Raw genomic sequence first — 25,888 nt, forward strand, 5'->3', positions numbered from 1 at the left:
ATATTCTTAGTATTTTAGGGGCTTAAACAATTTTGAGAATGAGACAAAAGTTTTTCGTTTTAATACTATCCGCATTAATTTGCAACGGTATTATTTATTTTTATTTCAATGTCGGCCTGCTATTTATGGTACTCTTGACCATTATATTATTAATTGGTTTGGCTAACAGCATCCAACACAAACATGCTATTTTAAGAAATTTTCCGGTTTTGGGTTATTTCAGATATTTATTCGAAATGATAGCTCCAGAAATACAACAATATTTTATCGAACGTTCCACTGACGGAAAACCTTTTTCAAGAAATGAGCGCTCCCTCGTATATCAAAGAGCCAAAAACATCGATTCTACTACTCCTTTTGGAACGCAACTCAATTTAAACGAACCTCATTATGAAGGCATTAAACATTCCATTTTTCCTGCGGTCGTCAATGAGGAACTTCCTCGAATAACAATTGGAGGAAAAGACTGTTTACAGCCTTATTCAGCTTCTTTATTGAATATTTCTGCAATGAGTTTTGGTTCTTTGAGTGAGAATGCTATCATGGCTCTAAATAAAGGAGCTTTAAAAGGAAACTTTTATCACAATACAGGGGAAGGCGGCTTAACCGAATTCCATCAGCAAGGAGGCGATGTTACATGGCAAATAGGAACGGGTTATTTTGGTTGTCGCGATGACAGAGGTGGATTTGACGGCGGTAAATTTGCTGAAAAAGCAAATTTACCAGAAGTAAAAATGATTGAGATTAAATTATCACAAGGAGCTAAACCAGGCCATGGAGGAGTTTTACCAGCAGCAAAAAACACGATACAAATTGCTAAAATAAGAGGTGTCTTACCACATACAACGATTCTTTCACCTCCCAATCATTCTGCTTTTGAAGATTTTAAAGGTTTGATTGCTTTCATATCAAAATTACGAGTACTTTCCAATGGAAAACCAATAGGCTTCAAACTTTGCATCGGGGACACTAGAGAATTTGAAATGATTTGCCAAGAAATGATTACTCAAAACTGCTTCCCCGATTTTATCACTGTTGACGGTGCCGAAGGAGGAACGGGAGCTGCGCCATTAGAATTTGCAGATGGTGTAGGAATGCCATTTGAACCTGCACTTATATTTGTCAATAAAACTTTAGTCCGTTTTGGAATTAGAGACCGCATACGCATTATTTGCAGTGGCAAAATGATATCGGGCTATTCAATTCTGAGAGCAGTTGCTCTTGGTGCAGATATTTGCAATAGTGCTCGAGGCTTTATGTTTTCAATAGGCTGTATTCAAGCATTGCGTTGCAATACCAATACATGCCCTACAGGAGTGGCTACACAAGACAAAATGTTAATGAAAGGATTAGTTGTAAGAGACAAATCAGAACGTGTTTTTCATTTTCATAAAAACACATTGCATTCGGCAAATGAACTACTCGCTGCCGCAGGAAAAAAAAGCTTCAAAGAGGTAGATATAAACATTTTCATGCGTGGTGATGAATTTGCTCATTTAGCTGATTTGTATTTTCCTGACAATTTAAAAAGCGTAACAAAGCATTAAAAAAGAACCTTTACTAAATAAACAGGAGGGCCATTACGGCCCTCCTGTTGCTGATTCTGATTTACCATTATCAACTCATACAATTAGTAGTATAGCTGATTATTGAATTGTCATTCTTATTGTAGGAAAGACATATTCAAGTAATTAATCAAAAACATACTTAAAGTTAGCAATATTTAAATGAAAAAATATTGAAAAATAGTTTTTAAACCAAAAAATTAACGTGTTACATGCAGCAACTAAACCCTTTTCAACACGCAGTAAAATAGCCGTTACAGACAAATGCTTACTACTTATCTATTTTTTAAAATAGATTATGGTTTACAGTATTAAAAAAAAGGAGGACTTTTAGAGTCCTCCAATTGTTGATTCTGATTTACCAATATTAACTGCTACTATTACAAGAAGAGTCGATTATGAGATATCAATTTCATTGTGAGATTGCCATCTCAAGTAATTAATCAAAACCACACTCAAATTTACGATTTTAAACAACAAAATAAATTGATAATCAGTTATTTAACTTATTTTTATCATGAATTGGCAAATGACTTTTTTCACTCCATTTATGTTATTTGGCAACTAATTTTTAAAAATAAACTTTGAAAAATTCTTTTGAAAAACAATCTGTAAAAACTACTACTTCAAGGAGTAGCACAAAAAAAAGGAGGCCTTTTTAAAGGGCCTCCAAATATGGACTTTGGTTTTTTGTTATCAGTTTATATCTTTCGATACTACTGACTAGTAAATACTCTTCTCCTTGCAGATGGTTATATTCAACAATAAACCAAAACCATAATCAAATATACAACTAATTAAAACATAAAAAAACAACATCAAACACTTTAACTAATCATTAACTTATTGGTTATCAGTTATTAAATAGATATTAGTAATAATGAACGCAGAATTACAATTGAACAAAAGTGGCGTAGAAAATTAACTATCAAAAAAGTACAGGAATAATTGCTATTTAGGGATACCAACAAATAAAAAAAGGAGGCCTTTTTAAAGGGCCTCCTAATTATGGACTTTGGTTTTTTGTTATCAGCTTATATCTTTCGATACTACTAACTAGTAAATACTCTTCTCCTTGCAGATGGATATATTCAACAATAAACCAAAACCATAATCAAATATACAACTAATTAGAACATAAAAAAACAACATCAAACACTTTAACTAATCATTAACGTATTGATTATCAGTTATTAAATAGATATTAGTAATAATGAACGCAGAATTACAATTGAACAAAAGTGGTGTAGAAAATTAACTATCAAAAAAGTACAGGAATAATTATTATTTAGGGAAACCAACAAATAAAAAAAGGAGGCCTTTTTAAAGGGCCTCCGATTGTTAATTTCGATTTACCATTACAAACTTTACCGTTCAGTAAAATTAGCTTTTTAAATAGTATCACCATATACTGGCAAATTATTCAAGTGATCAACCAAAACGACATTCAAAGATATAAAAAATTTACACAATTACCTGAATATCAATACTTTAAAAATAATTTAGTGTACAGGTTTTAAAATATTTATTACAAATACAGCTCCCTATATTTAATAAACAATAAAATACTTCAAATGGGATCTGTCCTACCGATAAAGCGTATATTTGGAAATTAAATCAAAAAAAAATGCAACTCGTTTTCGCTTCTAATAACAAAAACAAAATCCTAGAATTACAAAGCATGCTTCCTGATACAATTCTTATATTGAGTCTTGAAAGTATAGGATGTTTTGAAGACATTCCAGAAACAGCTGGAACTATTGAAGGGAATGCAATTCAAAAAGCAAATTATGTGACTGAAAAATTTGGCTACAATTGCTTTGCAGATGATACTGGACTAGAAGTAGACTCTTTGAATGGTGATCCCGGCGTTTACTCCGCGCGCTATGCTGGGAAACAACGCAACGCAGATGATAATATGAATAAATTATTGGATGCGCTTGGCAGCAAAAATAATAGAGCTGCACAGTTTAAAACCGTTATGGCATTAAATCTAAATGGCAACCAGCATCTTTTTACTGGAATAGCACGAGGATTGATCACTTCAAAAAAAATTGGAGATCAGGGTTTTGGATACGATCCCATTTTTCAGCCAGACGGTTATGACGAAACATTCGCCCAATTATCATTAGAGATAAAAAACAAAATCAGTCACAGGGGAAAGGCAACTAAAAAACTAATTGATTTTTTGAAAACATCGGAATAGAGCGCAGTAAACACACTCTTTCGAACAAATTATTAAATTCTAAAGGGTGTAATCCCAATAAAATAGCTGCGACTGCATAGTGTAATTTACAATTAAAAATATAACAATCTGATAATCAAATTGTAATAAATCATTAATTCTTAAAATAGCATTAGTTTATATGGATTATAAACAGTAATTTTGCACCCTATTTTAAAAATACATATGAATAAATTTGAACAATTAGGATTGAGTGAATCGTTACTGAAGGCGATTTTAGATCTAGGATTTGAAAATCCGACCGAAGTACAGGAGAAAGCGATTCCCCTATTATTGGAAAAAGACACAGATATGGTTGCGTTGGCTCAGACAGGGACAGGGAAAACGGCAGCATTTGGATTTCCAGTTATTCAGAAAATTGATGCCAACAACAGAAACACACAAGCATTAATTTTATCTCCAACACGTGAACTTTGTTTGCAGATTACCAACGAAATTAAAAACTACTCTAAATACGAAAAAGGTATTAATGTGGTAGCAGTTTACGGTGGAGCTAGCATTACAGAACAAGCGAGAGACATAAAGAGAGGAGCACAAATTATTGTAGCAACTCCAGGAAGAATGCAAGATATGATTAATAGAGGATTGGTAAACATTTCTCAAATCAACTACTGTATTCTTGACGAAGCTGACGAAATGTTAAACATGGGTTTCTACGAAGATATCGTAAACATCCTGTCTACTACGCCAGACGAAAAAAACACATGGTTATTCTCTGCAACAATGCCTGCTGAAGTAGCACGTATTGGAAAACAGTTCATGACCGATCCAATTGAAATTACAGTTGGAGCTAAAAATTCAGGTTCAGCTACCGTTTCTCACGAATTTTACCTTGTAAATGCACGTGACCGTTACGAAGCTTTGAAACGTTTAGCTGATGCTAATCCAGACATCTTCTCAGTAGTATTTTGTCGTACCAAAAGAGATACACAAGCTGTTGCTGAAAAATTAGTCGAAGATGGATACAGCGCTGCTGCCTTGCACGGAGATTTATCTCAAGCGCAACGTGATGGTGTAATGAAATCTTTTAGAGGTCGCCAAATCCAAATGCTTGTTGCGACAGATGTTGCTGCTCGTGGAATTGACGTTGATAATATTACTCACGTAGTAAATTACCAACTTCCTGACGAAATTGAAACGTACAACCACCGTTCAGGTCGTACGGGTCGTGCTGGTAAATTAGGTACTTCTATTGTAATTGTAACTAAAAGCGAATTGCGTAAGATTTCTTCTATTGAAAGAATCATCAAACAAAAATTCGAAGAAAAAACTATTCCATCTGGGATTGAAATCTGCGAAATCCAATTATTGCACTTAGCTAATAAAATTAAAGATGTAGAGGTTGATCACGAAATTGACAACTATTTACCTGCAATAAACAGCGTTCTTGAAGATCTTTCGAAAGAAGAATTAATCAAGAAAATGGTATCGGTTGAATTTAATCGTTTTATCAATTACTACAAGAAAACGAGAGACCTTTCTAATCAAGCTTCAGGTTCCGAACGAAGAGAACGTGATGACAGAGATGGTGCTCCAAGAGAAAATAACAATGGTGGTGCAACTAGATATTTTGTGAACATAGGTTCTAGAGATAACTTTGATTGGATGTCATTGAAAGATTACTTAAAAGAAACATTAGACTTAGGTCGTGATGACGTTTTCAAAGTTGATGTAAAAGAAGGTTTCTCTTTCTTTAACACTGATCCGGAACATACTGATAAAGTAATGGAAGTATTGAACAACGTACAATTAGAAGGACGTAGAATCAATGTTGAAATTTCTAAAAATGAAGGTGGCGGAAGACGTGACCATAATGGAAGAAGCTCTGGTGGTGGTTTTGGCGGAGGTCGCTCTGGTGGCGAAAGAAGTTCTGCTCCAAGAAGAGAAGGTAGTTTTGCTCCAAGAAGAGAAGGTTCTGGCGGTGGCTTTAGAAGCGATAGAAATTCAGCTCCAAGAGAAGGTGGATTTGGCGGAAGAAGCGATTCTAGAAGTGCTGCTCCAAGAAGAGAAGGTGGTTTTTCATCTGACAGACCTAGAACTGAAGGTTCATCAGATAGAGCACCTAGACGCTCTGAAAGCTTTGGTGACGCACCAAGACCAAGAAGACCAAGAAGAGACTAACATTCATTGTTAATTTTCTTGTAATTATATACTAGAACTACAAAATATTTAATCCTGATTTATTACTTTTAAAGTCTTAAATCAGTGTATGAAATATTTTGTAGTTTTTTTGTTTACAATCCTCTCTGCGGTTGCTGTTGCACAAGTTAAAGAACCTTCCCAAAAAGTTGATGGCATCATCATCAGTAACACAACTAGACAGTCTTTACCTAATGTGAATATCATAAATATCAACAAAGTAAGAGGTGCAACTACTGACTCAAGAGGCTATTTTGAAATCGATGTGCAACTCAACGACACACTTCACATTACTAGCCTAGGTTTTCAATCGCTCCGCGTGCGTGTTACCAATGACTGGATCAAAAATAAAAGCACAAAAATACAACTTACTGAAAAAGCCATCGCACTTGAAGAAATAGTAATACGTCCCTTTAATTTAACAGGATATCTAGAAGTTGACACTAAAATTATTCCCGTTAAAGAAAACTACAGGTACAGCATTTCAGGGTTAACCCAAGGATATGAAGCAGGCGCTTATTCTCCAAATGCCTTTGGAAGAGTACTTGGATCCATCTTTAATCCAGCAGATGTGCTCTATAATTTTTTTGGTAAAAACCCAAAAGAGCTCAAGAAACTTAAAGAGATGAAAAAAGATGACACGGTTCGGAATCTACTAGAATCTAAGTTTGATAGAGAAATGATTTCAGTTATTTTAGGCGTTGAAAAAAATGAAATAGCTGAAATTCTCCAGCGTTGTAACTATTCCGAATCTTTTATACAATCCGCAAACGACTTACAAATCATGGATGCTATAAGTGGTTGTTATGAGGAATATAAGGTTTTGAAGAAGAAATAAATACAATGAAAATCCAGTCGGTTTTATTTCTAATTCTACAATTCCTCGATGGCAGTAGCGATTAGAAATTTTCACTTTAATCAGATACACTTAGGACAGAATTAAAATTCCAATACAATGTAATCGATTGATAGGATCACATTTCAAAGTATGTACTACAACAATAACGACAATACAATTATAGCAATTTACAGGTGCCAATGCCGTAAACTTGAAACTTGGCAGTATTTTTTATCAGGGTCTATCGCGACAATTGTTAGTTTCAAAAATAATTATTACTGCGGTAAAGATTCTTTAGGTTAATTAAAATCTAAAACAGAACTTCTTATTTACGAAGAGAGACTCCTCCATTTTTAATATGCCAATTACATCTCACTCATTGTATGCCAAGGGAGTATGATAATTAATCATCGAAGGAATGTTTTTAAAATATTTTTTCATTCCAAATCAAAAAAATTATATACATTTACTTACATTATAAAAAACTAATTTTAAAAATCTATATCATGGCAAAAAGTCAAGACGCAAAGAAAACAGCTAAAAAAGAGCCGTTGAAAACGGCTAAAGAAAAGAAAGAAGAAAAGAGAGATAAGAAAAACACTCCAAAAAGAGATTAAGTACTTAAAAAGGCTGCCAAAAGTTTTCAACTCTAGGCAGCCTTTTTTATGCTTTTAGCTTAAAATTTATCTTGAATAATTTGGAGCTTCCTTTGTAATAGTTACATTATGAGGATGACTCTCATTGATTCCACTAGCTGTAATGCGAACAAAACGACCAGTTTCTTGTAGCGTAGGAATATCTTTTGAACCACAATAACCCATTCCAGCTCTAAGACCCCCAACGAATTGCTGCATACTTTCATTCAATTCCCCTTTATAAGGTACACGACCCACAATTCCTTCTGGAACTAATTTCTTTACATCATCTTCAACATCTTGAAAATAACGGTCTTTTGAACCTTCCTGCATCGCTTCAACAGAACCCATTCCGCGGTACGATTTGAATTTTCTTCCTTCAAAAATAATAGTTTCACCAGGAGATTCCATGGTACCGGCCAATAAGGAACCCAACATCACACAGTCAGCACCTGCAGCAATAGCCTTAGGAATATCACCTGTATACCGAATTCCACCATCTGCAATTACAGGAACTCCAGTTCCTTTGATAGCCGCAGCCACTTCAAGGACAGCAGAAAATTGAGGAAAACCTACACCCGCAACAATGCGCGTGGTACAAATTGAACCAGGTCCAATTCCTACTTTTACACCATCAGCTCCATTTTCAACTAAGAACTTAGCTGCTTCCGGTGTAGCAATGTTACCTACAATAACATCAATTTGAGGAAATTTACTTTTTACTTCTTTCAATACGTTGACAACACCTTGTGTGTGTCCGTGAGCGGTATCAATAATAATGGCATCAACTCCAGCATTTACTAATGCTTCAGCTCTTTGCACCGCATCACCAGTTACACCGATGGCTGCAGCAACTCGCAAACGACCGTAAACATCTTTGTTGGCAATTGGTTTTTGAGTTAATTTAGTGATGTCTCTAAAGGTAATCAAGCCTACTAATTTGTAGTCTTTGTTAACAACTGGTAATTTTTCGATTTTGTGTCCCTGTAAAACTACTTCTGCTTGTTCTAGTGAAGTACCTTCCGCAACAGTAACCAAATTTTCGCTGGTCATTACCTCAATAATAGGTCTGGCACTATTTTTTTCAAAACGTAAATCTCTGTTAGTGACGATTCCTTTTAAAATTTGATTATCATCTACAATGGGAATTCCTCCAATTCCATATTCTTTCATCGCATTTTTAGCATCAGCTACAGTAGAAGTCAACGGCAAAGTAACTGGATCTATAATCATTCCAGACTCAGCACGCTTTACTTTTCGTACTTTAGCAGCTTGCTGCTCGATTGTCATATTTTTATGTAAAACACCTATTCCACCCTCTTGAGCCATAGCAATTGCCATTGCACTTTCGGTTACCGTATCCATTGCAGCGGATACAATTGGAACATTTAGTGTTATATTTCTTGAAAATTTTGATTGAATACTCACTTCGCGCGGAAGCACATTGGAGTAGTTGGGTACTAATAGAACATCATCGTAAGTTAATCCTTCACCGATAATCTTAGAGTTGTGTGCGATCATTGCAATTGTAGTTGGAGTTTAATTGCGTGCAAATATAGACAATTTTAAGCAAAAAAACAGCTTCTTTATACAATAAATAATTAAATTGCATTTCGAAGGCAATTCCTTGTTCCTGATTTACGCTATGGTTTCCAATCTATTAAATCTGATTAATTTATTTTGTTATGACAGAAACCCAACAACCGCTGAAAGGACTTTCAAATGAAGAAGTAGTACTTTCGAGAACAAAGTTTGGATCAAACGCTATAGTTCAACAGAAAAAAAATCTTTTTCTGAATTCGGTATTTGAAATGGTCAAAGAACCCATGTTCCTGCTTTTACTTACTGCAACCAGTATTTATTTCATTACAGGCGATTTTGGAAATGGAATTTTCATGACCGTAGCAATACTGTTAGTTTCTACTATTTCACTTTATCAGGAATCAAAAAGCAGAACAGCAATTGAAGCTTTAAAAAAATTATCCCAACCCAAAAGCAAAGTCATTCGCAACAATGAAATAATAGAAATTCCAAGCGAGGAAATTGTCATAGGTGATCTGCTCCAAGCGGAAGAAGGCACTTTTATTCCTGCGGACGGCGTCATCCTGCAATCCAATGATTTCTCTGTTAATGAATCCATTCTTACTGGAGAATCGCTGGCTGTTTTTAAAAATGAAACAACAAAAAACAATACCGTATTTCTTGGAACAATTGTCACAGGTGGTTTGGCGATTTGTGAAGTAACCGCTATAGGCAACAAAACTCAATTGGGAATAATAGGCAAAAGTCTAGAATCTATTGTGGAAGAAAAAACACCTTTGCAAATTCAGATCGGAAACTTTGTCAAAAAAATGTCTCTTGTTGGTTTGGTGATTTTTGGCTTTGTCTGGTTTATAAATTATTACAATTCAAAAGAGGTTCTAGACAGCCTTTTGAAAGCGCTAACTTTGGCAATGAGTATTATTCCAGAGGAGATTCCAGTTGCTTTTACCACCTTTATGGCTCTTGGTTCTTGGCGCTTGATGAAAATGGGGATTATTGTTAAACAAACAAAAACCGTAGAAACTTTAGGAAGTGCAAACGTAATTTGTACAGATAAAACAGGAACCATTACAGAAAACAAGATGAGTCTGGCGCAATGCTATACGCTGTCGAATGATACTATAAACGAACCTTGCTCGGACAATAATACTGAATTATTAACTATAGCGATGTGGGCCAGCGAACCCATTCCTTTTGACCCAATGGAAATCGCCTTGCATGATGCCTATTCCAAATTAAAAACAGCGGACGAACGGCCTAATTTTAAACTTGTACATGAATATCCATTAGAGGGGAAACCACCTATGATGACTCATGTTTTCGAGAATCATAATGGGAACAGAATTATCGCTGCCAAAGGTGCTACTGAAGCATTAATAGCAACTTCAAATTTATCCGAAAATGAAAAACAAAAAATTATAGCCGCAATGAGCAAAATGGCTTTAGAAGGATATCGGGTTTTAAGTGTTGGACTTGCAGCATTTTCAGGCTCTGATTATCCTGAAAAACAACAGGATTTTTCTTTTAAATTTAAAGGACTAGTTGCTTTTTACGATCCTCCAAAAGCAAATATAAAAGCGGTTTTCGAAACCCTATACAAAGCTGGAATCCAAGTAAAAATAGTTACAGGCGACAATGCGGAAACAACAGCGACAATTGCTAAACAAATTGGTTTTAGAAATGCCGATAAAACAATAAATGGAGATGAATTAATGGCGATGGACGACGCAACACTTAGAGAAAAGGTTATGGAAACTGCCATTTTTACCAGAATGTTTCCTGAAGCTAAACTCAAGATTATAAAAGCACTAAAAGACAACAATCAAATTGTAGCCATGACTGGTGATGGTGTAAACGATGGACCCGCTTTAAAATCAGCCCACATAGGAATTGCTATGGGAAAAAAGGGAACAGAAATTGCGAAACAAGCTGCCAATCTGATCCTGATTGAGGATGATTTCTCCAAAATGATTGATGCGGTTGCCATGGGTAGGAAAATATACAACAATCTAAAAAAAGCCATACAATATATCATTTCAATACACATCCCTATCATCTTGATTATCTTTATCCCTTTGGCATTAGGATGGATTTATCCTAATATTTTCTCCCCAGTTCACGTTATATTTTTGGAAATAATCATGGGACCTACTTGCTCTATAATATACGAGAACGAACCTATGGAACGCAACTTAATGCTGTTACAACCCAGACCTTTTACTAGTACATTTTTTAAACTTAAAGAAATTACAATCAGTATCATTCAAGGTCTTGTCATCACAATTGGACTGTTATTTATGTACCAGTATTGCGTAGCTACACATTGTTCTGAGAGTACCACAAGGACCGTGGTATTCCTAACGTTAATTTCGTCTAATATTTTTCTAACACTTGCCAATCGTTCCTTTTATTACTCCATTTTAACAACATTACAGTACAAAAATAATTTGGTCTTATTGATCATCAGCGCCACCATTTTAGTAACGGCTTCCTTGTTGTTTATCCCATTATTTGCCTCTTTTTTCCAGTTTGAAAGGGTTTCTGGATTCCAAATGGGATTGAGTATTTTAGTAGGGATTGTGTCCGTACTTTGGATAGAAATTTACAAAGGATTTAAACGACGGAAAGCCTCCGATTTAGAATAACATTTATTTTTTTCTATTCTTAAAGATAACATTTAGTCCCAGTTGAAAAGAAAGACTATTTGCTTTGGTAACATCTCTGTATTCCAAAAGATTGTCAGCAAGAACATAGAAATTTACAGGGCCAAAAGTGCTAGATAATCCCAAACCTATGTTATTGTATGAATACGAATCCAAAGTATATGTTGCTTTCATTTGCAATGACTTGAAAATTTTTCTTCTGTAAAAAGTGGTAAAGGCAACCAATGGCGTTCTTGGAGTAGTCATCACAAAGAGCTGAGCACCTACCGCGCTTTTATAAGTAGTTTCCGGATTATAATCTAAACAATTACACTCTTCTGGTCTTTCTTCATCAAATGAAAACTGAACGGAAGAATTGAATTTAGCTGGGCGCCAAGTTGTATAAGCTGCGTATAAAGTGTCCAAAGGAATAGCGTCCTTAAAATCTTGAAATCCATTTTCAACCGATTCTCCAGAACTGAATTTTGGAATTACTCCCTTGTATTCATAGGTTCCTTTATAAGTTAAACTTTCCACTTCTTTATTGTGCTTAATAAAACCAACGTCTATCATACTTGCAGTTAGCTGTACATTTTTCTTTGGATAATAGGTAAAACCAGCATCAAATCCCAACCCTAAATTACCACCTAAAAAAGCCCTTTTGGTGATATCTTTTACTACATTAGGTTCATAATTCTCGTCATCATATTTTGCGATGCCTGATGTATTAAGTTGCAGTTGAGAATAAATCATCTGTTCGTAGACTACGGTTGAAGATGGAATAGTGTAAATATAACCCGAGTTATTTGTAGAACTAACATTATAAATACTAGAATAAATCTTTCCACGTACACCTAGAATAAAGTTTTTATTAATATTCTTATGGAATCCAAGATGAAAAACGGATAGCATTTCAGCTTTTACATTTAAATCTCCTAAATCAAAAACTTTACCCAAATAGTCTCTGTTCCCGTCTAAAGCTAAAATGGCTAAATCTTTAGGAACATAACTCAACGCATCGAATTCCTGATACATACCAAACGAAATATAGGAATCACTTTGTTCTCCAGCAATTTTAAAACCACCGTTAAAAACTTCTATTTGCTCGTTTATCGCCAGCCTGTCTTTTCTTGTAGTAGAAAACACAACATTCCGCAGTTTTACATTAAAATCGATACCATTATCGGCAAATAAATCATAAGCTGAAAATCCACTAGAACCTACATTTGCAGAAATTCCAGACAAGAGAGGAATCCCAAAATAAAAATTGTATTTGAAATCAGCACCAGGATTAGTCAGCAAGGACTGCGGAACCGAGGTAAAATTATATAATATTTGTTTATTTTGCGAAAAGCAATTTATCGCTAGCATTAGAACTAAAACCCACACTGTTTTTTTCATTCTACTACTAGATAAGCGGTCACACCTGAACGCAATTTCAAACTGCCTGTACTACTTTCGCTTAATGCCGCACCCGGCAGCATAGTCATCGTAAAAGCAATTCTTGTAGTTCTTTTTAACACATCAAGTTGGGTATTTTCAAATACTTCCGTTTTGGTTACTTTATTTACTTTACCTGAGTACGGTGGAATAGCCAGATTAATAGCGTGAACAGGTTGATTGTTTCTATCTAAAAATACTAAATCTACTGAATACCCTCTATTTATTGTATTTTCCATTTCAAAGAAAAGTTCCACTTTTTTTAATCGCTGTCTAAAAAAAGAGCCGTTGAAGACATCAACCGTTGGCCCATCAAAAATCACATTTTGTTCCGCTCCATTGGTGACAAATTGATTTGCAAGAACATCAAAATAGGCTAAATTAGTCACGATTACCGGTTCTATTTTTACATCATTCACCTGATTGAAATCCAAATCACTTGCGCAGGAAAATAAAAAAAACGACAGTAGTATTCCTAAAAATCTATTGAGAGTCCGAAATTTCATACTAAGGTAATTTAATGGTAAAATTTAGAGAACAGTATAACTAACGAACCAATCCTAAATTTATTATTTCTGAAGTAATTGATGTTTGTAAATAACAGGATGTTATTTTTAATGATATTCTCCAAACAATTTAGAAGCTTCATTGTAAGCACTTTCAAAACTCATTGGACTCAAATTAGTAAATTCCTTTTGAGCAGTAAAATAGGACAACAATTTCTCCGTAGGCATATTACCCGTGAGATTATCAGTCGCCATTGGACAGCCGCCAAAACCCTGGATAGCGCCATCAAAACGACGGCATCCCGCTTTATAAGCTGCATCAATTTTTTCAAACCATTTATCTGGAGTGGTATGTAAATGAGCTCCAAATTCTATTTCGGGATACTTGGGAATTAAATTGGAAAATAAATACGAGATTACCTCAGGAGTTGAACTTCCCACTGTATCCGAGAGCGACAGAATCTTAACACCCATCGTTGCTAATTTCCGGGTCCACTCCCCAACAATTTCCATGTTCCATGGGTCTCCATACGGATTACCGAAACCCATGGATAAATAGGCCACTACTTCTTTATTGCTTTTATCTGCAATTTCAAGGATCTCCTGAAGCGTGATTAAGGATTCGGCTATAGTTTTGTGCGTATTCCGCATTTGGAAATTTTCAGAAATCGAAAATGGAAAACCTAGATATTGTATTTCGGGATGAACAGAGGCTAGCGTCGCGCCTTGTGTATTAGCAATAATTGCTAGTAATTTGCTTTGGGTTTGAGACAAATCAAGTTGTGCCAAAACTTCGGCTGTATCTTGCATTTGCGGAATCGCTTTAGGCGAAACAAAACTCCCAAAATCAATACTGTCGAAACCTACACGCAACAAAGACTGAATATATGCCACTTTTTTTTTCGTAGGAATAAATGGTTTGATACCTTGCATGGCATCACGTGGACATTCTATAATTTTTATTGCTTCCATAGACAGCCAAAGATAGAAAAACAATTAGGAATTTAAAATTATGGTTTTCAAATTTCAGAAAATTTGATGTTATGCTGTATTTAATACGATTTAAAAACTACAATCTTTTTAAAATTTCTTTGTTTATGGCTTTTACCAAAGCAGGTCCTTCGTAAATAAAACCAGTGTACAATTGTACCAAACTTGCTCCAGCATCTAGTTTCTCTAGGGCATCAGCCGCAGAATGAATTCCTCCTACTCCAATGATTGGAAAAGATCGACTGCTTTTTTGGGATAAAAACCGAATCACTTCAGTAGAACGTTTTGCTAACGGCTTCCCTGACAATCCGCCCATTTCAACTTTATTTTCGGACTGTAAACCTTCTCTGGAAATAGTAGTATTGGTAGCGATAACGCCTGCTATTTTAGTTTCGTTTACGATATCAATAATATCTAGTAACTGCTCATCAGTTAAATCAGGTGCGATTTTCAGTAAAATTGGCTTTTGTTTTGGCTTTGCCAAATTCTTGTTTTGCAGTGTTTGCAACAACTGTGTCAGCGGTTCTTTATCCTGCAAAGCACGCAGATTTGGTGTATTAGGCGAACTTACATTTACCACAAAATAATCAACATAATCATACAACGCCTCAAAACAGATTTCGTAATCTGACGTGGCTTCCTCATTTGGCGTCAGTTTGTTTTTTCCAATATTCCCGCCTATTAAAACGCCTTTATTTTTCTTTAAAAGTGCCACCGCTTCATGAACACCTCCATTATTAAAGCCCATTCTATTGATGATTGCATTATCTTCTCTTAGACGGAACAAGCGTTTCTTAGGGTTTCCCTCTTGTCCTTTTGGCGTGAGTGTTCCTATTTCGATAAAACCAAAACCAAAATTCGATAGTTCTTTATACAATTTTGCATCTTTATCAAAACCTGCTGCTAATCCTACTGGATTTTTAAATTTTAATCCAAAAACTTCCGTTTCTAATCGAGAATCCTTTACTTCATAAAGAGATTTAAAAAGTGCTGGAAAACCTGGTATTTTTGATACAAAGCGAATCAATGAAAAAGTAAAATAGTGCACTTTTTCAGGATCAAAGCTAAAAAGTATGGGGCGAATCAGTAATTTATACATGAGTAGTTAGTTGTGTGGTGCAAAAATAGAAAATAGTTGCTGTTTTGCTACATACATTTGAACAATTACTTACAATAAAAGCTATTTTTGTACAATCACCACAAAAATAAATCACTTGAAAAAAATAATTGTGCTTGCGCTAATTCTGTTAACTATTTCTTGCTCAAATGACGATGAAGAAATAGGATCAATTGACCAACCTACATTCAATGTCAATTTACTATTAAAAGGGTGGCGGTATGACGTTTTGAAAATAAACGGAACCTATTATAATTACGAGCATAATCCAAATTGTAATAATGATTTTTTTGGTTTTCTAAATAGACCGGGACAAGCTTATCAATTTATTGAAACCACTTTTACAAATGATTATTGCACGAACAACAGTGCTACATTGGACTGGAAAATAAAAAAGGATACACTCTATTTCTATATCGGAAATCAAGTTGTTTTGACTTACAAAGTGATCGCATTAATAGCTACTAATTTTACTTTTTCTTTTGAAAATGACATCGATCAAAATGGCACGATCGATACTATAGAAGTGAGCGCCTCTCCCTACGATCCCTATAATATGTTTGGAAACAATTAATAAATTATACTTTTTTAAACATTCTTATCCTTTCCATTTTTATATATTTGCTTGAATTAAACATATAAAAATCCATGCAACATATCATCGATCGTTTCATCAGTTACGTAATTATAGATACGGAATCCGATGCGAATTCAGAAACAACTCCAAGTACCAAAAAACAATGGGATTTAGCTCATAAACTAGTTGAGGAATTGAAAAATATTGGAATGCAAGACGTTTCAATAGATGATAAATCTTATATCATGGCTACACTACCAAGTAATGTGGAGCACGAGGTACCAACGATTGGATTTATTTCTCATTTTGACACGTCACCTGATTTTTGCGGAGCCAATATAAAACCACAAATTGTACCAAATTACGATGGTAAAGACATCGTATTAAATGCCGATAAAAATATTGTTTTATCGCCTAGTTATTTCAAAGATTTATTGCTTTACAAAGGACAAACGTTGATTACCACTGACGGAACTACATTATTAGGTGCCGATGATAAAGCCGGTATTACAGAAATTGTTACGGCAATGGAATTTCTTATTAATAATCCAGAAATCAAACACGGAAAAATTAGAGTTGGCTTTACACCAGATGAAGAAATTGGCCGTGGTGCCCATCATTTTGATGTAGATAAATTTGGAGCTGATTGGGCCTATACTATGGATGGTAGCCAAGTAGGAGAACTAGAATACGAAAATTTTAATGCAGCTGGCGCCAAAATAACTTTCAAAGGAAAAAGCGTGCATCCTGGCTATGCCAAAGGTAAAATGATCAATTCCATGCTGATCGCTAATGATTTCATCAATGAACTCCCTCATGGAGAGACTCCACAAGAAACAAAAGGATATGAAGGTTTTTTTCACGTTCATCACTTAACAGGAAGTATCGAAGAAACCGTTTTGGAATTAATCATTCGCGATCACAACAAGAAAAAATTTGAAAAGCGTAAAGAGCTAATAGAAAAAATAACTAAAAAAATAAATAAGAAATTTGCTAAACAGTTTGGTGAAGATATCGTTACCGCCGAAATAAAGGATCAATATTACAACATGAAAGAAAAGGTTTTACCTGTGAAACATATTGTGGATATTGCTGAACAAGCAATGAAAGAAATTGGAATAAAACCATTAATTAAACCTATTCGTGGTGGAACAGACGGTTCTCAGTTATCATATAAAGGATTACCATGCCCTAATATTTTTGCAGGTGGCCATAATTTTCACGGAAAATACGAATATGTTCCTGCAGAAAGCATGCAAAAAGCAGTAGAAGTAATCGTTAAAATAGCTGAATTAACCGCTATAGAAAATAGTGCAAGAAAATAAAATATTGGAATACAACTAGTTAACCTGTTGATCGTATAAAATTATTACTTGTTTACCTCCAGTGTTACTGAAAAACATAGGTTTAAATGATTATTACTGTAAAAATAAAGCCCCATTTCTGAAATTCAGATTTGGGGTTTTATTGTTTTAATAAGCCAACGTGCGGCCATAAGTTTGATCGATTTTTATTTGAAAAACAAAATTAAAACCTTGTTTTACACTTTTAATTCAGATGCCATTGTTTCGAAAATAATTGATTTACTGAAATAAAAAAAAGCTATTCTATGAAAAGCTTAACATTGCATTATGTTTTAAATCACTATATTTACTTACAATAACACAACAATTTAATAACATTATTCAGAATATAGAATGTAATTAAAACAAGTAGTAAACTAACAATATAAACTATGACACAACAAAACGAAGAGGAAACAACAAAGCCGGCTGAATCAAAACCGGAGATTAAAAAGCCGGTTAGAGCCAAAAGAACACCCGTAATCAAAGTTAAAGACGAGCCTGTAGCGATTATAGAACCTGTAGACGAGACCATCACAACAGAAATTATTGAAGAAACGATAACTATCGCGGTTGAAAGCGACACTAGTACTCCTGTTGTAGCAGAAAAAAAAGACAAGAAAAAAACCACTAAAAAGACAGTGAAAATGAAAGACAAAGACAAGAAAAAGGCTAAAAAAGCCGATGCAAAAGAAAAAGCGAAAGCAAAAGCTAAAAAGGCAAAAAAAGCTAAAAAAGACAAAGCGAAGAAAGCAAAAGTTAAAGCCAAGATAAAAGCAAAAAAAGCCAAGGCAAAATCTAAAAAAGCAAAGAAGAATAAAAAGAATAAGAAATAATAGGATTGTTTTTTACATAAAAAAAGTCCCAAACCGAAAATCGGATTGGGACTTTTATATTGATAAGAAGGAGTGAATTATTTTTTGTTCAATGCAGCACTCATTTCCATAGAGATTGCAGAGCGCTCCATTTTTAATTTTCCTGACATCGTTTCTACAACAACAGTTGTATCCGCTAATTCCGAAACTTTTCCGTGAAGACCGCTTTTAGTAATGATTTTATCACCTACTTTTAACGTACTTTCAAATTCTTTTTCGTTTTTAGCTCTTTTTTGTTGTGGTCTGATCATAAAGAAATAGATCACCACAAACATTAATATAAACGGTGCAAATTGAGTTAATTGTTCCATAATTTTAATTCTCTTTTTATTTGTTAATTATTACATTAAACCACGACCAGCTTTGATGATTCTCTTGTTGGTTTGCAGCTCTTTTACTAAATTATCTAAAATTCCATTGATAAAAATACTACTTTTTGGTGTAGAATATTCCTTAGCGACTTCTAAATATTCATTAAGAGTAACTTTTATTGGAATGGACGGGAATTTCAAGAATTCACAAATTGCCATTTTAAGGATAATCGTATCAATTTCAGCAATTCTATCACTGTCCCAGTTGGGCGTTTTATCTAGATATTCCTTTGCCAATTCAGTTTCATTTAAAACCGTTTTTCGAAACAAGTCTTTTACAAAATCCTTGTCTTCATTGTCTTTATACAATTTTGGTACTCTAAAATTGTCATCTTCACCTGGTTTAATCGCTTTCAATTGCTTGATGATATGCGTATTCACTAATGGAATATCATCAACCCAAGTCAACTTATCATCTTCTAAATAGTCGTATAATTTTTCATTAGGAACAATAACCTCCATAAACAAATCAACAATAAATTGTCGGTCTTCTTCAAATGTATTTACTGCATTACTCATGTAATCGGCATACAAACTACTTGCTTTTATCGCATTCAAAAGCAATAAAATATAATCGTCGTTTAAAGTCCAATTATTAATTTTACGGTTTTCCAGTGCAATACTTAATGAGTTGTTTTCGGAAAGAATTTGAAAAATCCTGTTTTTAATGAATTTCTCGTTGGGCTTACGTTCCTCAGCAGTTGCAAGATGCTTTAGACTTGATTTATGCAAAAAGATTGTTTCTGTTTTACAAATCTCAATCAGCGAAGAAAGCATGATTAGGTATAAATCTTGAATATTGTCGATACTGTAAAAAAGAAATTTCTCTTCTTTTTCTAAATTATCTGAACCGCTTTGATGCATCGCATAAATGGATTGCATGACTTTAACGCGAATGTGCCTTCTATTTACCACCTTGTAAGAACTTTTATTAATTAGCCTGCAAAAATAAGTCTTTACTTTTTTAAAATAAAATATATAATCGCTTATTTTAAAAGTATTCCATAATCCGTATGCATCGATCAAGACGAAATGAACACTGAATACGGATTATGGAACAGTTAAAATTACTTTTTGCTATTCTCCAATTTTCTTTGATTGATTCGATTTTGAGCAATCGTCAAAGCGGCGTGGTGCGGTGTGATTTTATTAGCAAGAGCAAAATCAAATATCTCTAGAGTTGTGTTATAAATATTTTCCGTCTTACGCATAATTTCAGCTTTGTCATAATGTGCTAATTCCGCATAAACATTAATAATTCCACCCGCATTAATTAAGAAATCAGGAGCATATAAAATGCCTCTTTCTTGTAGGATTGCTCCATGCACATTTTCATCTGCCAACTGATTGTTAGCTGCACCAGCAATAACTTTTGCTTTAATTTTATAAACAGTAGCGTCATTTAACGTAGCTCCCATAGCACAAGGCGCATAAATATCTACATCTGCGCTATATAAATCTTCCCCTCTGAAAATTTCTGCATTGTACTTCGTTCCTACTTCATTCAATTTTTCTTCATTGATATCAGCAATAGTAACGATTGCTCCTTCTTTGGTTAAATAATCAACTAAAGTTTCACCAACGTGACCAATTCCTTGAACCAATACTTTCTTACCGCTTAAAACATCCGAACCAAATTGTTGTTTAGCAGCTGCTTTCATTCCTAAATACACTCCATAAGCCGTAATTGGAGATGGATTTCCAGAACCACCTCTAGATTCAGAAATTCCTGTAACATAAGGCGTTACATCTCTAACGATATCCATATCTGCGGTTTCCATTCCTACATCTTCAGCAGTAATATATCTTCCGCTTAAAGAATGTACAAATTCACCAAACTTACGCATCAACTCTGGTGTTTTCTGTGTTTTGGCATCACCAATAATAACTGCTTTACCTCCACCAATATTCAATCCTGTGATTGCTGCCTTAAAAGTCATTCCCCGCGACAGACGCAAAACATCATTTAATGCTTCCCATTCGTTTGCGTAATTATACATTCGTGTTCCGCCTAAAGCAGGACCCATAACCGAATTATGAATACCAATAATTGCTTTTAAACCTGTATCTTTGTCGTTGCAAAATACAATTTGTTCGTGATCATCAAATGATAATTGGCCAAAAACGGGATCCATTTTTTGAAGTTCCTTGCCAGTTGTGAAAGCTGCATTCATAGTGTAAGTTTTAATAGTGATAAATTATGAATTTGTCAAAAAGACAATCCAAATTTACACAAAATATAAACATATATGAATGCTTTGTTAAAAAATCACCAAATTAGCAAGATTTACAAGTAAAAGTTAAGCCTTTAAATTATTAAAAATAAAATTTTATCCTAAAAATAAAATCATTTCAACACAGAATATATTAAAAAAATGAAAGAATTACGTTATTTAAACAAATACTTCGTCAAATACAAATACAGTTTTCTACTCGGAATCGTTTTTACGATTATAGCTCAGATTTTTATGTTGTTCACTCCTAAGTTGATCAGCAAATCATTTAAGGTTATTGAAGCTTTCGCCAAAGATAAAACCGTGGCCAAATCCATGATTCATCAAGAATTAATTTCGAATATTTTACTGATTATTGCCACAACGATCATTGCGGGTTTCCTTACTTTTTTGATGCGACAAACTCTAATTGTGATGTCGCGCCATATTGAATTTGACCTAAAAAACGAAGTATTCCGCCAATATGAAAATCTTTCTCAAAATTTTTACAAGCAAAATCGGACAGGAGATTTAATGAACCGAATCAGCGAAGACGTTTCAAAAGTGAGAATGTACGTTGGTCCAGCAGTAATGTATACCATAAACACGGTTATCCGTTTTGCTATTGTTATTGTTTACATGTATAATGTCTCGCCTACATTAACATTGTACACACTCTTGCCCTTACCGCTTTTATCGTATGCTATTTTCAAGCTAAGTTCAGAAATCAATGTAAGAAGCACCATTTTTCAACAATATTTATCCAAAGTTTCCAGTTTTTCACAAGAAATATTCTCTGGAATCCGCGTGATAAAAGCGTATTCTTTGGAGGATCAACATCAAAACAACATGGTTAATTTAGCGAATGAAAGCAAAAGTAAAAGCTTGAATTTGGCCAAAGTACAGTCTTTATTTGGTCCATTAATGTTGGCTCTAATAGGAATCAGTAACTTAGTGGTCATTTATTTTGGTGGTTTAATGTATATCGATGGCACCATTAAAAGCATTGGAACCATCGCTGAATTTATATTGTATGTCAATATGCTTACTTGGCCTGTAGCATCATTAGGTTGGGTTTCGTCTATGGTTCAAGAAGCAGAAGCGTCGCAGAAAAGGCTTAATGAATTTCTAAAAATAGAACCAGAAATAAAAAATAAAAACGAAAACAAATCGGTAATAGAAGGAACTATTTCTTTTGAAAATGTAAGTTACACCTATGAAGACACCAATATCAAAGCGCTTCAAAACATATCTTTCACCGTACAAAAGGGAGAAACTTTAGCTATCCTAGGCAAAACAGGTTCAGGAAAATCTACCATTTTATCCCTAATTTCAAGAATGTACGATGTTTCAGAAGGAAAAATAAATATTGATAAAAATGAAATAAGCACCATCAATCTTTTTGATTTACGCAACAGTATTGGGATTGTACCGCAAGATGCCTTTTTATTTTCAGACAGTATCAAGAACAATATTATGTTCGGAAAAGAAAATGCTACAGAAGAAGAAGTAAAATCTGCTGCTAAAAGTGCTGTTGTTCATGATAATATAATGGGCTTCAGTAAACAATACGAAACAGTTTTGGGCGAAAGGGGAATTACCCTTTCTGGCGGTCAAAAGCAAAGAGTTTCTATTGCGAGAGCCATCATTAAGAATCCTCCGATTTTGCTATTTGACGATTGCTTATCCGCTGTGGATACCCAAACCGAAGAAGAGATACTAAACAACTTGCATGAAATATGCAAAGACAAAACAACTATTATTGTTAGTCATCGCGTTTCTTCGGCTAAAAACGCAGACCGAATTATTATCATTGATAAAGGCCAAATTATACAACAAGGTTCTCATAATCAATTGATAAATCAGGAAGGATATTACGCCGCTTTGTACTTGAAACAACTTTCAGAAAAAGAAATGCTTTAATTGTTGTGTAATACATATTTTTTGTAGATTTTTGGAAACTAGTTAACAACCATAAATTGACAGAAAGGATTATGAGAGAACATGACATGTTAGAAAAAGAAGAGATATTTTCTAAAGTTTTACGAGCTGGACGAAGAACCTACTTCTTTGATGTGAGAGCTACAAAAGCAGATGATTATTACATTACCATTACCGAAAGCAAGAAATTTACTGAGGAAGATGGATCATTCCACTTCAAAAAACATAAAATCTATTTATACAAGGAGGATTTTGCTGCTTTTGCTGAGATTTTAGGAGATATGACTTCTTACGTTTTGAACCATAAAGGCGAAGAGGTAATTTCAGAAAGACACCAAAAAGATTTCAAAAAAGAATATGCCTCTGAAAAATCAGATGATGAGATCCTACCACAAACATCTAGTTTTACGGATATCGATTTTGATGATATTTAATGGCTAAAAGACGCTTAAACGAAAGTTAAAAGCCTGAAATTCAAATGAGTTCCAGGCTTTTTTGATTACGTTTACTATATATATAACTCAAATGACAGAAACCAAATCATTGTTTAGCTTTTTATATACCGCTCTTTTATCTGAAAAGACAAAGAAAACAACCGAAAAGTTTTTTATCTCTGTAGCTATAATTAGCTATTTACTTCATTTGCTAGTTATAGCATTGGTTGATCTTGAAATTATTTTGGTCAATGATTATTCGAAATTGTTGAGTAATCCAATCTCTGCCATTTATACTCCTTTTTCCTTTATATTGATATACGAAGTGTATCTTTTAGTCTATTATTTACCTAAATCAACAACAATCTATATAGGCAAACAATATGAAATTATAACATTAATTATTATTCGTAGAATATTTAAAGACTTAACTAAATTAGAAATTAACTCCAGCTGGTTCACTGTAAAAACGAATGTGAATTTTACGCTTGACATTATAGCAACTATACTTTTATTCTTCTTAATTTTTGTTTTTTACAACCTCAACAGAAAAAATGAGATCAACCAATCTAAAATTCAAAAAACGTTAGATGTAAATAAATTTATAAAACTTAAAAACATTTTTGCGATTGTGCTCATTCCCATTTTTGTTGTGCTATCGCTTTATAGTCTAGGACATTGGATTTATGAAAGTTTCTTTTCACTAACGCAAATCGTAGATAAAATAAAAGATATCAATAAAATATTCTTCGATAAATTTTTTACAGTTTTGATATTGGTAGAAGTTCTTTTACTCTTATTCTCCTTTTTTTTATCGGATAAATTTAATAGAGTCATCCGAAATTCGGGTTTTATAATTTCGACAATACTGATAAAACTTTCTTTTGGTACAGAAGGAATTCTGAATACAATCCTGATTGTTACTGCCGTTTTATTTGGAGTAATAATATTAGCCATCCATAATAAATACGAAACTTTAGAAGCCAATAAAACAAGTACTTTTGAAACTTAAATTATCCTATTCGCAAACCATTATCAATCTTAAAATCAGGAGCCAGTAAAATCACATCGCCTGGCTCTCCTACCGCGCCAAGTACCAAGCATTCACTCATGAATTTCCCAATTTGTTTTTTAGGAAAATTAACCACGGCTACGATTTGACGATTCATTAAATCTTCTTTTTGATATCTTTTCGTAATTTGTGCAGATGTTTTTCTAATTCCAAGATCAGAACCAAAATCGATTGTAAGGTGATAAGCTGGCTTTCTGGCCTCTGGAAAATCATGCACTTCCATTATAGTTCCCACACGCATTTCTACTTTCTCAAATTCCGGCCAGCTGATGTTTTCCATAATTAATTTATTAAATATTAGGACATAATAACAAACCTATAAATTTTACAACTATTTACACTAATTCTATAAAGCTATTTTCATAGCATCCGTCTACTTTTACAAAACTAATATTAATTCCGCATATAAATAATAACTAGTATGGAAATGAAAAACAGTGAATTGCGCAAAAAAAATATTCAGGATGAAACAAGAACTGGAATAGATATGTATATTGAAACAGCACCAAATGTAAAATTATATGTAAAAGATTATGGACAAGGTAAACCCGTTATCCTTATACATGGATGGCCTTTATCTAATGAAATGTGGGAATACCAAATTGACACTTTAGTTCAAAATAACTTTAGAGTTATTGCGTATGACCGTCGTGGCTTTGGGAAATCTTCTCAACCTTGGGACGGTTATGATTATGACACTTTAACGGATGATTTAGCAGCCATTATCGAGCAATTGAATTTGGAAGAAGCCGCACTTGTTGGCTTTTCAATGGGCGGTGGCGAAGTGGTACGCTATTTCAGTCGTCATGGTGGGAAAGGCGTTTCAAAAGCGGTACTTATATCGTCAGTGACCCCGTTTCAATTGCAAACGGACTCCAATCCTAACGGTGTTCCACAAGAAAAGTATGATGGAATGGCAGAGCAAATTAAGGCCGACCGCATTGGTTTTCTAGATAATTTTGGAAAAACGTTTTTTGGGGTAAGTTTTATCAGCCAACCTATAAGCACTCCTTTGTTGGATTATTATAGAATGCTGTGTTCTTTTGCTTCACCTCGTGCGACTTTAGAATGTGCCAAGTCATTTTCCTCTACTGATTTTCGAGGAGAAATGGCATCCGTGAATGTTCCTACCTTAATTATTCATGGGGATGAGGACAAAACTGTCCCTATTGAAATAACTTCTGAGATAGCGACAAAACTGATTCCAGACAATAAATTTATCATTTATGAAGGAGCCCCTCATGGGTTGTTTTACATTGAAAAAGACAAATTAAATAGTGATTTAATTGAATTTTTAAATTCATAGCGTACACCGCAACCGATTTGACAAACCAAAATTTCTGAATTGCAAAAAAAATCCCATTCGCCGCGGCGAATGGGATTTTGTAATTCTATAAACAGTT

The 25,888-nt window shown here is 34.1% G+C and carries 21 protein-coding genes; 12 read left to right on the forward strand and 9 right to left on the reverse strand.

Features of this window, described 5'->3' with window-relative positions; translation table 11 throughout:
- Positions 1–38: 38 nt before the first annotated feature.
- The 4 genes from IWX83_RS05070 (at position 39) to IWX83_RS05085 (ending at position 6,787) form a co-directional block, all read left to right on the forward strand.
- Complete coding sequence (locus IWX83_RS05070; RefSeq protein ID WP_196828089.1) at positions 39–1,547, forward strand: FMN-binding glutamate synthase family protein; 1,509 nt, start codon at positions 39–41, stop codon at positions 1,545–1,547.
- Between the two features lie 1,645 nt (positions 1,548–3,192).
- Positions 3,193–3,771, forward strand: a complete 579-nt coding sequence (locus tag IWX83_RS05075) for a non-canonical purine NTP diphosphatase (protein WP_196828091.1) — start codon at positions 3,193–3,195, stop codon at positions 3,769–3,771.
- A gap of 204 nt (positions 3,772–3,975) precedes the next feature.
- Positions 3,976–5,931: a DEAD/DEAH box helicase gene (locus IWX83_RS05080; protein WP_091257090.1), complete on the forward strand. Its 1,956-nt coding sequence runs from the start codon at positions 3,976–3,978 to the stop codon at positions 5,929–5,931.
- An 88-nt stretch (positions 5,932–6,019) separates the two neighbouring features.
- Complete coding sequence (locus IWX83_RS05085) at positions 6,020–6,787, forward strand: carboxypeptidase-like regulatory domain-containing protein (protein WP_196828093.1); 768 nt, start codon at positions 6,020–6,022, stop codon at positions 6,785–6,787.
- Positions 6,788–7,470: 683 nt separating this feature from the next.
- On the opposite strand, the gene guaB is transcribed toward IWX83_RS05085, so the two are convergent.
- Positions 7,471–8,943, reverse strand: coding sequence for an IMP dehydrogenase (gene guaB / locus IWX83_RS05090; protein WP_073351619.1), 1,473 nt, complete (start codon positions 8,941–8,943; stop codon positions 7,471–7,473).
- Between the two features lie 164 nt (positions 8,944–9,107).
- Here guaB and IWX83_RS05095 point away from each other — a divergent pair, with 164 nt between their 5' ends.
- Complete coding sequence (locus IWX83_RS05095) at positions 9,108–11,609, forward strand: cation-translocating P-type ATPase (RefSeq protein ID WP_196828095.1); 2,502 nt, start codon at positions 9,108–9,110, stop codon at positions 11,607–11,609.
- A gap of 3 nt (positions 11,610–11,612) precedes the next feature.
- On the opposite strand, the gene IWX83_RS05100 is transcribed toward IWX83_RS05095, so the two are convergent.
- The 4 genes from IWX83_RS05100 to IWX83_RS05115 all read right to left on the reverse strand — a co-directional run bounded on the left by IWX83_RS05100 (position 11,613) and on the right by IWX83_RS05115 (position 15,641).
- Positions 11,613–13,007: a DUF5723 family protein gene (locus IWX83_RS05100; RefSeq protein ID WP_196828097.1), complete on the reverse strand. Its 1,395-nt coding sequence runs from the start codon at positions 13,005–13,007 to the stop codon at positions 11,613–11,615.
- Positions 13,004–13,552 (reverse strand): hypothetical protein, encoded by a 549-nt coding sequence (locus IWX83_RS05105; protein ID WP_196828099.1) that lies wholly within the window; start codon positions 13,550–13,552, stop codon positions 13,004–13,006. The genes IWX83_RS05100 and IWX83_RS05105 overlap by 4 nt, the downstream gene beginning before the upstream one ends.
- Before the next feature lie 108 nt (positions 13,553–13,660).
- A complete protein-coding gene (locus IWX83_RS05110) occupies positions 13,661–14,524 on the reverse strand; it encodes a hydroxymethylglutaryl-CoA lyase (protein ID WP_196828101.1) in 864 nt (287 codons plus the stop codon).
- 97 nt (positions 14,525–14,621) lie between these two features.
- Positions 14,622–15,641 carry a quinone-dependent dihydroorotate dehydrogenase gene (locus IWX83_RS05115; protein ID WP_196828103.1) on the reverse strand — a complete coding sequence of 340 codons (1,020 nt, stop codon included), beginning with the start codon at positions 15,639–15,641 and terminating at the stop codon, positions 14,622–14,624.
- 115 nt (positions 15,642–15,756) lie between these two features.
- Between IWX83_RS05115 and IWX83_RS05120 the strand changes: the two genes are divergently transcribed.
- From IWX83_RS05120 to IWX83_RS05130, 3 genes are all read left to right on the forward strand, one after another.
- The gene (locus IWX83_RS05120; RefSeq protein WP_196828105.1) at positions 15,757–16,233 is read left to right on the forward strand and encodes a hypothetical protein; all 477 of its coding nucleotides are present in this window, start codon (positions 15,757–15,759) and stop codon (positions 16,231–16,233) included.
- Between the two features lie 74 nt (positions 16,234–16,307).
- Positions 16,308–17,561, forward strand: coding sequence for a peptidase T (gene pepT, locus IWX83_RS05125; RefSeq protein WP_073351602.1), 1,254 nt, complete (start codon positions 16,308–16,310; stop codon positions 17,559–17,561).
- A 410-nt stretch (positions 17,562–17,971) separates the two neighbouring features.
- On the forward strand, positions 17,972–18,415 hold the full coding sequence (locus IWX83_RS05130) for a hypothetical protein (RefSeq protein ID WP_139259414.1): 444 nt from the start codon (positions 17,972–17,974) through the stop codon (positions 18,413–18,415).
- Positions 18,416–18,492: 77 nt separating this feature from the next.
- Here the strand turns inward: IWX83_RS05130 and yajC are convergent, their stop codons facing one another.
- From yajC to IWX83_RS05145, 3 genes are all read right to left on the reverse strand, one after another.
- On the reverse strand, positions 18,493–18,765 hold the full coding sequence (yajC, locus tag IWX83_RS05135; protein ID WP_066081751.1) for a preprotein translocase subunit YajC: 273 nt from the start codon (positions 18,763–18,765) through the stop codon (positions 18,493–18,495).
- Positions 18,766–18,795: 30 nt separating this feature from the next.
- Positions 18,796–19,707, reverse strand: a complete 912-nt coding sequence (gene nusB, locus IWX83_RS05140; protein ID WP_196828163.1) for a transcription antitermination factor NusB — start codon at positions 19,705–19,707, stop codon at positions 18,796–18,798.
- Positions 19,708–19,892: 185 nt separating this feature from the next.
- Positions 19,893–20,999 carry a Glu/Leu/Phe/Val dehydrogenase gene (locus tag IWX83_RS05145; protein WP_196828107.1) on the reverse strand — a complete coding sequence of 369 codons (1,107 nt, stop codon included), beginning with the start codon at positions 20,997–20,999 and terminating at the stop codon, positions 19,893–19,895.
- 201 nt (positions 21,000–21,200) lie between these two features.
- On the opposite strand from IWX83_RS05145, the gene IWX83_RS05150 reads away from it, so the two are divergent.
- From IWX83_RS05150 to IWX83_RS05160, 3 genes are all read left to right on the forward strand, one after another.
- Positions 21,201–22,961, forward strand: coding sequence for an ABC transporter ATP-binding protein (locus IWX83_RS05150; protein WP_196828109.1), 1,761 nt, complete (start codon positions 21,201–21,203; stop codon positions 22,959–22,961).
- 71 nt (positions 22,962–23,032) lie between these two features.
- Complete coding sequence (locus tag IWX83_RS05155) at positions 23,033–23,413, forward strand: PUR family DNA/RNA-binding protein (RefSeq protein WP_073351593.1); 381 nt, start codon at positions 23,033–23,035, stop codon at positions 23,411–23,413.
- 91 nt (positions 23,414–23,504) lie between these two features.
- Positions 23,505–24,425, forward strand: coding sequence for a hypothetical protein (locus IWX83_RS05160; protein WP_196828111.1), 921 nt, complete (start codon positions 23,505–23,507; stop codon positions 24,423–24,425).
- A gap of 1 nt (position 24,426) precedes the next feature.
- On the opposite strand, the gene IWX83_RS05165 is transcribed toward IWX83_RS05160, so the two are convergent.
- Positions 24,427–24,765 carry a tRNA-binding protein gene (locus IWX83_RS05165; RefSeq protein ID WP_073354300.1) on the reverse strand — a complete coding sequence of 113 codons (339 nt, stop codon included), beginning with the start codon at positions 24,763–24,765 and terminating at the stop codon, positions 24,427–24,429.
- A 141-nt stretch (positions 24,766–24,906) separates the two neighbouring features.
- Here IWX83_RS05165 and IWX83_RS05170 point away from each other — a divergent pair, with 141 nt between their 5' ends.
- Positions 24,907–25,791 (forward strand): alpha/beta fold hydrolase, encoded by an 885-nt coding sequence (locus IWX83_RS05170; RefSeq protein ID WP_196828113.1) that lies wholly within the window; start codon positions 24,907–24,909, stop codon positions 25,789–25,791.
- The last annotated feature ends 97 nt before the right edge of the window (positions 25,792–25,888 follow it).

This window comes from Flavobacterium sp. CG_9.1 (assembly GCF_015751645.1).
GTDB lineage: Bacteria > Bacteroidota > Bacteroidia > Flavobacteriales > Flavobacteriaceae > Flavobacterium > Flavobacterium xanthum.